Raw genomic sequence first — 10,405 nt, 5'->3', positions numbered from 1 at the left:
ACCTATATACCGCCGCCCCTCCGGCCGGCGATATATAGGGATTCGTCACGACATCGTGTGATGCCAGATCTGTATTCGTTAGCGCCGTGCCGCTTGTCAACGGCAACGTGTGAACTACCGAAGTCCTGTTTGCTGCGCTCGACGTGACACCCCGCCCCGTTCCTTTCGCAAGCAACACTTCAGTTGGCGTAGTGGGCTCTTCCGTCAGCGACAACGCTGGCGTCGCGGAATCGTCGGCCGGCCCGCCCAATTGCTCGAGATAGCCACTATCCAGATCCGATGGCGCACCCAGCAACTTCCTTTCCGCTGTGGGCACCTTCAACTTCGATCCGTTAACTCCACTGCTGCTTGCTGTCTTTTCATTGCGACCAGGAAAACTCGGCGACTTTGCATTGGCGGGCGGCACTGTGACTGCCGCGAGCAGTAGGATGGCCATGCACACATGCACGATCCCTGCGCTGCACCGGATTGCCGTTCCGCCTAGCCGCATTTGCGTATTCCTGGAATCCAGTTGTCGATCCCGACTTCGACTTGTGCGAACGACTCTTCATAAGCGGCCCGTGGATGAAGATATGGATCCGTGATATCGAAGTCATCGTGCTCGCCGAGCCGGTATACCTTGCCTCGTGTGAAGGGATAAGCACACTCGATCCTGCTGCGCTGATCCAGCGTCATAGTCAGAATCAGGTGTGCTGCTTTTGCGTGAGTCAACGTCAACAATGTCGTCAAATGCGCACTAAGGTCGTAGCCTCGTTCAAGCATCAACTGTGCAGTGGCGCGGTCGGCCGGACGCCCCGGCCGCGCGCGCAGACCCGCCGACATGATGGTTTTGTCGGGCAATCTGTTCGCCAGAATCATCTCCGCCATGGGGCTCCGGCACATGTTGGCTTCGCAAACGATCAGTATTGTTTCGAGCATCACGCGCTTACCCGACCCGTGTAGCTGTCATGTTTTCAATAAGCATTCGCATGACCTAATCCTTTTAAGACCGTCGCCGCGACAATCCTCATGTCGAGCCCGAACGACCAATTGCGCAGGTAATACAGATCGTGTTCGACGCGTCCTTGCATCTTCTCGATCTGGTCTGTCTCTCCTCTGAATCCGTTGATCTGCGCCCAACCTGTGATCCCCGGCTTTATCCGGTACCGATGGATGTAGCCGTTCACCACTTTCTGATAAAGCTCGTCATGTTCAATCGCGTGAGGCCGCGGCCCCACTACCGACATATCGCCACGCAGTACATTGAAGAACTGCGGCAACTCATCCAGGCTAGTACGCCTGAGAAACGCACCCACTCGCGTAATACGCGGATCCCCTCGCGTGGCCTGTTTCACCACACCTGTTTCCACAGCGTGAGGACGCATCGAACGAAACTTGTAGATCTTGAAGATGCGTCCATCCGCACCCTTGCGTTTCTGCGTGAAGAACACCGGTCCACGCGAAGACAGCTTGACGGCGAATGCAATCGCAATCAGAAGAGGAGCAAGCGCAGCCAGCGCGCAAGCGGCGAATGCACGATCGAAAACCTCTTTCTTCACCAAAGCGCGAGCCGGCACCGGCGATGCAACCAGGTTGATCGCAGGCATACCGATCAAATCGATCATGCCGCTATCGAACAGCGCAACGCTGCGCATATCAGGTACAAAGCGCACGTTCACGAGGTCATCGCGAAACTCAGCCACAAAGCGCGACAGCGTGCGTTCTTCAGAAAGCGGCAACGCGAGCCACAACTCCTGCACATCGTGAGATCTCACGTAGGCGGCGAACTTGACGATGTCGTCATACACCGGCACGCCCGAACCTATCGTTCCCATCACCGGCCGCACATCAAAGGCCGCCACCGCACGAAACCCGCTAGTCGTCGAACCTTCGATATTGCGCACGACCTGGTGGCAATGCGACCCGCACCCCACCACCGCAACCCTGCGGAGATTCATTCCTGCGTGGCGCACTCGTGCGAGCACGGCGTGCACAGCCAGACGCGACGCAATCAGCGCGCCGCCCGTTATTGCCATCCAATAGGCAAACCAGAGACGCGAGATGAAATCCGTGCGATGCAGTGAGAACATCAGCGCGAGACCGCAGCCTTGAACCACGAACCACGCCAGCGACACCTGACCGGCCATGCGCAGCATTGCCCGCCCACGCCATGAGCCGTACACACCGAATGCAGGGAATAGAACCAGCGTAAAAGCGGCTGCAAACGCAACGAAGGCGGTATCGATACGGCTTTGCATGAGGTCTTCAAATCGCACTTGCGAAGCGGCCACCGCCCCGAGAACGACGAGCATTACATCGAGCAAACGTGCGATCAGGCTTTGCAACCCCGGCATCGTTCTTCTTTGCTGCGCAAAATTCGCCGTATCCATTCTTATCCCCCGCGCTGGTCTCTCGCGCCAAACGTTCTTGTCGAGCTGCTCAACTTGTGTTCGCTTCAACAGCTCATGTCTCTCGTACTTCCACCACCACGCTCTTCGCGACAACAACACCGCCCCGGCACGCGAAGAAGCGCGCAATACAACACAACCTGGATTTCATCCATCCAGCGCGAAGCAAAACGACTGGACGTTCCTGGAACAACGATGGGGGATTGACTACAAGCCGCTCGCACCCGCACACCTTGGGCACTCAGGCGAAACGCCGCCACGACGAATCCGAACAAAAGATCACACCGCTTGTGCGTTGAGGAGACTGACCTGATACCCCCGACCAGGCCAGTCGTTGATTCGAACTTCACCAACATGTACTGCTTGTCTTGTCTATCTTGTGCACCGCGCAACCTATAAAGCAGCAAGCATGCCAATCGTTAGATTTCTTTCACAATTGGTCGGCGCGCGTCGGGCAAACCCTTGTTAGATATAAGTTTTTATCCGACGCCGCCTCTCAGGAAGCCCTCGAAAAAAGACGCGAAATCGTGTGCGGTAACGCGCCCGTTACGTAACACCGCCCGTAACGGTCTCGATCGATCGGGGACGTCCGTGGGACATCACGAGGCGCGGTAAATGTCTGAAGAAAGGAGAGTGGAGAGAAGTTTTTGTGCAGCGCAAGCAGCGCTATAGATATGAACCAATCGCTTCGACGATTGATTCATCAGATCAGCACGCGTCAATACGAACGCGAGTAAGCAACGATCGTTTCAAACAATTCGCTGCAGAACTTCTACTTTGGGCACACGGCTTGCTGGACCCCAAGACATCGATACGGCCTTTTCGCAAGCTCGCCTAAACCGCGTGCTCCATGGCTGTCCTGACAGGCGGGTCCTGTGAACCTAAGCGGAGGTTATTAATATGTTGGGAACTATTCTTCTGATTGTGCTGATCCTTATCCTCATCGGTGCGTTTCCGACGTGGCCGCATAGCCGTTCATGGGGTTACGCGCCGACCGGTGGCATTGGCATCGTGTTGATCGTCGTGATCGTGCTGCTCGTCGCCGGCGTGATATAGCCGAATTGAGGTAATCAGATCAGCAGCTCAAACCAGGCCGGCCGCCGGATATCGATGCAGCAAACTGCATGGATATCCGGCGGCATTCTTATGTCGATTGTTGATACACGTTCGCGTTGTCACGCTAGCTTTACCGATAACGCTCAGACGTTAGCGCATTCATCTTTTGAATCGAACAGTTTGGAGTGCTGGGCATCCGGCCGGACGACGACGGCATCCGAATAGCAGGTCGGGCACGCCGGATGCTGAGTCACCATCGTATTCAAACGTTGATACGAAAGGAGATCACATCATGCCTTACCTTCTTGGCTGGCTTCTTGGCGTCCCGTTGATCGTACTGGTTATCCTGTACCTCATTTTCCACTAACCCCATGCAGCAGACGCTGTTCAACTGAAGGTCATTCCGCGCGGCCCTGCCTACCCCGGCGGCCGCGCGCCCCAAGATCCTCGAACCCTCGGTATCCCCTCCTTCCGTCAGCGCAAAGTCACGCGTCGGCGCATCTGCCTTTTCACTTGCGCTGTACAAAAACTGTGCGTAAAACTAGGCCTATTAGCCCGCGCAAAATGCCATATCTGCACACGTACGCACAAACTGTGTACGAGCAAGGAGGGACCGATGGCACACGACGAATACACGCTGTCACACCAGGACGTGGTGAAGGCGGTGATCATTCATCAGAACATTCATGAGGGCTTCTGGACGCTGAACATCAATTTCAACGTCGCCGCCACGCATGGTCCGCTCGTGCCGGACCCCTGTCTCGCCGTCACGATCAAGGGCATCGGCATCATGCGAGCCTCGCCTACCGATCCACTTGCCGTCGACGCCACCCTCATCAATCCACCGATGCCTGAACCTGTTGTGAGCGCCGTACATATAGCGGCCGCCGTCAATGGCGCGCATGAAGGCGGCATGCAATTCTGTCGCGACGTGTATCGCAATGTCGCAGTACAAAGCGCGACCAAAGCGCCGACCAAGACAAGGTGAAGTTCAGGAGAAGTTTGTGATTCGCCGGCGGTGCGTGCCGCCGCCGAGACACGCGAAGATCGTTCAAGGAACGTGTACGGACAGTTGGTGCCGGCAAACATGCCGGTTAAGAAAATGCACCATGCCCGGCGAGCGCGTCTTCCGGCGCGGGTAACACCGGAATACGCCTGCGATGCTGTCTTCCTGTGAAGGCAGCGAGACACCAGATGGCAGCTTGTGGCCGCGCAAGACCGCAGACCCGAGGCCAGCGGCCCGGACGGTTGTCCCGGGCATGAATGCACCCTGAAAATATACCCGGACGCCGGCTGGATATGCTTCCTAAAGCGATGCCCCCACCCGCCGACCGCAGGACATCCTTCCGCTAGAATGGCATTTATCCGAATAAACTTCCGAGAATGCCGTGACCACCCGAAATCGCCCACTGGACAACCAGGATCGGAAGATCATGCGCGAATTGCAGAAGAACGCGCGCCTGAGCAACGCCGAACTCGCCGAGCTGGTCGGCATGTCGACCACGGCCTGCTGGAATCGCACGCGTCAGTTGGAGACGGAGGGGTACATCCGCGGCTACGTCGCGTTGCTCGATCAGCAGAAGCTCGGTTTCGCCGACGTGGTGCTGCTCGAAGTCACGCTCGACCGTCACGACGACGACGCCCTCGCCCGCTTCGGCGCCGAACTGGCGACCTTGAGCGAAGTGCTGGAGGCGTATCTGGTGTCAGGCGATTACGACTACCTGGTCAAAGTCGCAGTCGACGGGACGGCGGGCTACGAGCGGTTTCTGCGCGAGAAGCTCTATAAAATCGCGGGCATTCGCCATAGCCGCTCGATGTTTGCCCTCCGCTGCATGAAGAGCATTCCGTCGATTGCGATCTAGCAGACGTCACGTTGCGCTATTCAGTGCTTATGGTGCAGCCAGTCCTTGATCGGATGTGCGTGCAGCCAGCGGGCGACCGGTTGGTCGTTGTGCTCCCGCCTGTAACGTATCGCGGTAAATATCACGATGCATAGCACCACCACGATTCCCACTACAAAACTGGTCATCGACTCGGTCATGGCAACCTCCTTTGAGGTCAGAACCATGCCTGTATTTTAGGTGACCAGAGAAATAGCGACTGCCGTTCTCATTCATCTGCGGAGACCGCAACTCGTTGCAGCACGGTCATCGGGCCGAGCCTCTTGATGACGTCCATCTGCGCCGCGTCTCGCACGAAGAGCGATCCCGCGAACCCCAGCGCATTCACCGATATTCCCTCGACACGTTCCGAAGATCTAGGCACGAGCAGCATCCATCGAGGCGCGACAAGCAGGTTGTACGGCGCCGAAGTGTGCAGCTCGCCATTCACCTCGATCGCGCGCAGGCCAATCGCTCCGAGCAACGCGTGATAGCAATCGCATGCGGCCTGTGCAGCGTGCCTTGAGTCAGCCGACGCCAGCTCCAGATAGGCGAACGCGTGCCTGAAAGGCAGACCGGGTACCGTGCCATCAATCGCATCGTCCATGCACGCGGACTCGAGAACGGACTCAATAGGGACCGACGGACCTGACTCTCCAAGCGGCAGCGGCACGATCTGCAGATGCTTATGGAGTTGACTCGCGCCGGCCTCCGCGCCGCCGTTGTAGAAACCCAGACCATCGTACTCAGCCATGCACGCAACCAACGCGGCAAAGTCCGCCAGGTCGAGCAGCGCTTCCTGCGATTTGAAGCTGCGGGTGACGATCAGAAGATGATGGTCGATGACGTTGAATTTGTTGAGCAAGGCAACGTGAGTGTCCGAGATATCGGCCACAAAAAGGTCCGGGTCATAAGGAAGGAACGGATTGAATGTCCCTGCGTCGGGCTTAGGCGCCTGTCGGGCTTCATCCTTGCGAGTGAGGCTCGATACCTGGCGGACAAGAAAACGTACGCCGCCTTCTTCAATCACCGCCTGAGAGGTCTCGATCGGTCGCAGCGCACCACAGCGCAGCGCATGCTCAGTCTGGCGCAGGATGGCCGGCCACAGGGTGCCGGACTGAATTTGCATATCGAACCTCGCTCTGCGCACTGGCTACGATGAGACGCATGACTGCGCATTTGCTGCACTAGAATTAATTTTCAGACTACCAGAAAGCGCTGGCGAGCCGTAGCTGGTCAACGCAGTTGGGAATCGTGTTGGAGAAGCGCAATGCCGACGTACCAATATCGTTGCGAGAAATGTGGCGAGTTATTCGAACACGCTGAACATCTCGCGGAACATGAGGTCGCCCACCCGCGTTGCCCGAAATGCGGAAGCGAGACGTGTCAGCACGTACCGACACCATTTGTCGCCAAGACGTCGAGAAAGAGCTGAGATCTGCTCCTTGAGCCCCCGTCAACGCTGGATGATTTTCGTTGCGAGCACAGGCGGCGCGCTCGAGGTATTCGATTACGCCGTCTATGGATTTTTCGCACAAAGCATTGGCCGCGAATTCTTCCCGGCACGAATAGGCCTGCCCGCAGAAACACTGTCGTTCGCGGTCCTGGCTGCCGGTTCCATGTCGAGGCTCGTGGGCGGCATCTTCCTCGGCCGGCTAGGCGACAAGTACGGCCGGCGCATTGTGTTCACCTCGTCGGCAATGGTCGCTGCTGTGTCGACCTTGTTCATCGCAATACTTCCTTCATACGAATCGCTGGGCGTTGCCGCGCCAATGCTCCTGGTTCTGCTGCGAATCACACAAGGTTTGTGCCTGGGCGGTGAATTGCCGGGCGCAGTGATCTATGCCGTTGAAACAGCACACGCGAAACCCGGGATTTTATGCGGCATGGTGTTTCTCGCTGTCAATATCGCGCTCATGCTTGCCATCAGCATCAATCTCGGCGTGCAGATGATTTTCACGTCGGATCAGGTCCGCGCATTCGGATGGCGGATCGGCTTTCTGGTTGGTGGTCTTCTAGGTCTGCTGAGTTTCGTTGTGCGGCGTACGTTGGCGGAAACCGACGAATATACGCGGGGAGTGAGCGCCCGGCACCGGGAGCCGCTCGCTGTTCTGTTCCGCAAGCATGCCGCGTCCGTGCTGACTGGCGTTGCTGCGGCGTCACTGGTGGGGGCGTCCAGTGGTCTCTTCGTGGCGCACATGCCGACCTATCTCCAGACGCTGCACTATGACCCGCGGAAGATTGCGAGCGCTCAGTTCCTGTATGTGACCGCCATCTCGGGCTGCATCCTCGTCACGGCCTACTTTGGCGAGCTGCTGTCGCGACGTTATGTCTTCATGTCGGGTGCGGTACTGTCGGCTCTGTTCGCTCCTTTCTTTTACGTTGCGGTGACCCGGCATCAGGTCAGCTTGCCCCTGCTGTTTCTGATGGCCGGTGTCGTCGCTTCGTTTGCAAATGGCACCTACGCGTGCGCGATTGCAGAGATGTTTCCCGTCGACGTGCGATTCAGCGGCCTCGCCACCGCCATGAATGTCGGTCTCGCCGCGCCGATGGCAATAGCGCCGCTCGCCGCAAGCATTCTTGCATCCACAACAAACTGGACATTTTCGCCTGCGCTTGTCGTGGTGCTTTGCGCGACATTCGCATTCGTTGCGTCGTTCCGAATGAAGCGTCACCGCGAGGAGGCTGTAAGCGTCAAGATGGGCAATGAGTCGCTGTTTCAGGAGCGCAAATGAATCCTCAGGAGTTCGTCAGGATCGGAGACACCGAACTCGATATCCAGCGCTACGAATTGCGTCGGGCTGGACAGCAGATTCCTCTTGAGCGCCTGCCGATGGAGTTGCTGATCCTGATGGCGTCCCGCGACGGACAACTCGTGACGCGCGCAGACATCGTCAGGGCGCTATGGGGCGGTAACGCTTTCCGCGAAACGGACAACAGCATTAACACAGCAATTAGAAAAATCCGGATCGCACTAGATGAAAATCCCGACCACCCATTGCATCTGACTACAGTCAAGGGGAAGGGGTATCGGCTAAACGGCACGAGGACGTTCTCCGAGGAGCCTTTGCAAATTCCCGCGGAAGCGGTTCGCGTGCTGGTTTTGCCCTTCGAAAATAACACCGGCGACTCAAGCGAGGACAGTCTCTGCGACGCGCTTGCGGACGAGACCTCCGCTAACATCGGAGTGCTCAATCCCGAGCGGATTCTCGTGATTGCCAGGACAACGGCCGCTCGCTACCGGCGGGTGAATAAGAGCATCGCGGAGATCGCGCACGAACTGTCAGTCGACTATGTGCTCGAAGGTTCGCTAACACGGGACGGAGGAAGGGTTCGCATCCTGGCGCATCTGATCCGCTGTGTCGATCAGGTGCAGATCTGGAGCCGTGCACATGAGCCGATGACACGCGGTGCACTGGATATCCAGAAAGAGGTCGGAACCGCCCTTGCTCAAGAAGTCTCGCCGGCGCTCGCGCAACAGCAGCAACACATGCTCGCAAGGCGTCTGCCGGTCGATCCGATGGCGCACGATGCCTACCTGCGTGGCCGATACTACTGGACTCGGCGCGTTCATTTCGATGCGGGATTCGCCGCACATCATGCGTTAAATGACGAGGACTTCATTCGCGCGCGGAGCTACTTCGAAAGTGCTGTCGATCGCGACCCGACTTACGCGCTCGGCTATGTCGGCTTGTCGAATATCTTCGGATCGACCGCCACGCATGGGTTCTACGCGCCGTCGCACGGCTACCCCAAAGCGCGCGAATCGGCACTTCGCGCCCTCGCGCTCGACGCAAATCTTCCGGAGGCTCACCAGGCGCTTGCCGGTGTGCACTACTTCTACGACTGGGATTGGCAACGCGCGGAAGCCGAGTTTCTGAAGGCATTGCGGCTCAACCCGAGCCATGCAGAAACCAGCCGCCTGTACGGACGTCTTCTACTGGTGCTCGGGCGAGAAGCGGAGGGACGAGCGCAGTTCGAGCTCGCCGAAAGTGTGGACCCACTGGGATTCGAAGGTTCGCGCGTATTCGGACTCATACAGTCGGGCAGATACGAGGAGGTGATCCGCGAGTATCTCAACAGCGGGCACGGCAATAGATCGCCGTTGATCTACCAGTTGCTGGCTACGGCATTCGAAGTCCAGGGGCTATACGAAGAGGCGATCGAAGCGACCGTCGATGCACTGACACGGTGCAACGAGTTTGCCCGCGCGGCGTCCATTCGAGCGATCTGGGACTCGGGTGGCTATCAGAAGGTTCTGCAGTGGTATCTGCAGGATCTACAGACAAGGAGCCGAAAGCGCTATACATCGCCGCTCCTGTTTGCGGAATTGTACGCACGCCTCGCACAGGCAGACGAGATGTTTCACTGGCTCGAGGTCGCGGTTGCCGAGCGCTCGCCACGTTTATGTGAACTGCGCACTAACCCATGGTTCCAGCACTATCGGTCGACAGGACGGTTCCGGAAAGTCGAAAAGCAGGTTGGTTACTGATCGGGTGGTCGTCGCAAAGCCCGGAAGTAATCAATGCAGTGGCTTGTCGACTGGGTCCCGTTGAGCCTCCACACGCACCGTCATACGTTGCGTGTATTACGCTCCGTCGACGTGAAGGCCCACCTGGGACGCAGGGTGCTGGTTCGTCATTTGCCGCGGTAGAACTCGCTCCGCAAGCGGCTTTGTTCTCCGCTTTGCTGTGCACGAATGAGATCCTGGTAAACCTGTTGCCGCGAGAGCGTCGCTGTGGATCCGGATTCGCCCGTCGACGCGCTGACTGTGCCGCCGACGTCCTGAGCGGCAGGTGGTGTTGCAGACTGCACCGGGTTGTCTTGCGCCCACACTTGTCCAAGAGAGAGGGAGGCGGCGCATATCGCCACGAGTCGAAGTGTTTTCATGTTGACTGACTCCAGCAAGGTAATGCGGACACGGTCAACACACGAACAGACGGTTGGCCGCAATGGCGTTTCGAACGACTTCGCACGCGGCGTCTCGTTCGTAGCGCTTGCCTCATGTTGCGGTCGGACTGCAGAAATCACTATCGAGGCAATATTGAGAAATCGTTAACTTGCACGGGTCGGCTCACACGC

At 57.8% G+C, this 10,405-nt stretch carries 11 protein-coding genes; 6 read left to right on the top strand and 5 right to left on the bottom strand.

Annotation, left to right across the window (positions count from 1 at the left end; translation table 11 throughout):
* Positions 1-480: 480 nt before the first annotated feature.
* A complete protein-coding gene (locus tag KHO30_RS05330) occupies positions 481-918 on the bottom strand; it encodes an arsenate reductase/protein-tyrosine-phosphatase family protein (protein WP_211700261.1) in 438 nt (145 codons plus the stop codon).
* A 35-nt stretch (positions 919-953) separates the two neighbouring features.
* On the bottom strand, positions 954-2,333 hold the full coding sequence (locus tag KHO30_RS05325; RefSeq protein WP_211700988.1) for an undecaprenyl-phosphate glucose phosphotransferase: 1,380 nt from the start codon (positions 2,331-2,333) through the stop codon (positions 954-956).
* A gap of 954 nt (positions 2,334-3,287) precedes the next feature.
* Between KHO30_RS05325 and KHO30_RS05320 the strand changes: the two genes are divergently transcribed.
* The 3 genes from KHO30_RS05320 to KHO30_RS05310 all read left to right on the top strand — a co-directional run bounded on the left by KHO30_RS05320 (position 3,288) and on the right by KHO30_RS05310 (position 5,305).
* Complete coding sequence (locus KHO30_RS05320) at positions 3,288-3,443, top strand: DUF3309 family protein (protein WP_093642071.1); 156 nt, start codon at positions 3,288-3,290, stop codon at positions 3,441-3,443.
* 616 nt (positions 3,444-4,059) lie between these two features.
* Positions 4,060-4,431: a hypothetical protein gene (locus KHO30_RS05315; protein ID WP_211700260.1), complete on the top strand. Its 372-nt coding sequence runs from the start codon at positions 4,060-4,062 to the stop codon at positions 4,429-4,431.
* Between the two features lie 400 nt (positions 4,432-4,831).
* Positions 4,832-5,305: an Lrp/AsnC family transcriptional regulator gene (locus KHO30_RS05310; protein WP_054035587.1), complete on the top strand. Its 474-nt coding sequence runs from the start codon at positions 4,832-4,834 to the stop codon at positions 5,303-5,305.
* A gap of 20 nt (positions 5,306-5,325) precedes the next feature.
* Here KHO30_RS05310 and KHO30_RS05305 read toward each other — a convergent pair whose 3' ends face one another.
* Both KHO30_RS05305 and KHO30_RS05300 read right to left on the bottom strand, forming a co-directional pair.
* Entirely contained in the window at positions 5,326-5,484 is a 159-nt protein-coding gene (locus KHO30_RS05305; protein WP_167378482.1) for a hypothetical protein, read from the bottom strand.
* Positions 5,485-5,552: 68 nt separating this feature from the next.
* Positions 5,553-6,452, bottom strand: coding sequence for an ATP adenylyltransferase family protein (locus tag KHO30_RS05300; protein WP_211700259.1), 900 nt, complete (start codon positions 6,450-6,452; stop codon positions 5,553-5,555).
* A gap of 141 nt (positions 6,453-6,593) precedes the next feature.
* Here KHO30_RS05300 and KHO30_RS05295 point away from each other — a divergent pair, with 141 nt between their 5' ends.
* From KHO30_RS05295 to KHO30_RS05285, 3 genes are read left to right on the top strand one after another with little or no spacing between them, the layout of a single operon-like run.
* Entirely contained in the window at positions 6,594-6,758 is a 165-nt protein-coding gene (locus tag KHO30_RS05295) for an FmdB family zinc ribbon protein (protein WP_093642035.1), read from the top strand.
* 10 nt (positions 6,759-6,768) lie between these two features.
* Positions 6,769-8,058: an MFS transporter gene (locus tag KHO30_RS05290; protein ID WP_211701026.1), complete on the top strand. Its 1,290-nt coding sequence runs from the start codon at positions 6,769-6,771 to the stop codon at positions 8,056-8,058.
* On the top strand, positions 8,055-9,815 hold the full coding sequence (locus KHO30_RS05285) for a winged helix-turn-helix domain-containing protein (RefSeq protein WP_211700258.1): 1,761 nt from the start codon (positions 8,055-8,057) through the stop codon (positions 9,813-9,815). Before KHO30_RS05290 ends, KHO30_RS05285 begins: the two co-directional genes overlap by 4 nt.
* Before the next feature lie 146 nt (positions 9,816-9,961).
* Here KHO30_RS05285 and KHO30_RS05280 read toward each other — a convergent pair whose 3' ends face one another.
* The gene (locus KHO30_RS05280) at positions 9,962-10,213 is read right to left on the bottom strand and encodes a hypothetical protein (RefSeq protein WP_093642026.1); all 252 of its coding nucleotides are present in this window, start codon (positions 10,211-10,213) and stop codon (positions 9,962-9,964) included.
* Positions 10,214-10,405 lie beyond the last annotated feature (192 nt).

Source organism: Paraburkholderia aspalathi (assembly GCF_905220735.1).
Classification (GTDB): Bacteria; Pseudomonadota; Gammaproteobacteria; order Burkholderiales; family Burkholderiaceae; genus Paraburkholderia; species Paraburkholderia aspalathi.
The sequence above is the reverse complement of the archived record's forward strand: the minus strand, read 5'-3'. Positions and strand labels throughout refer to the sequence as shown.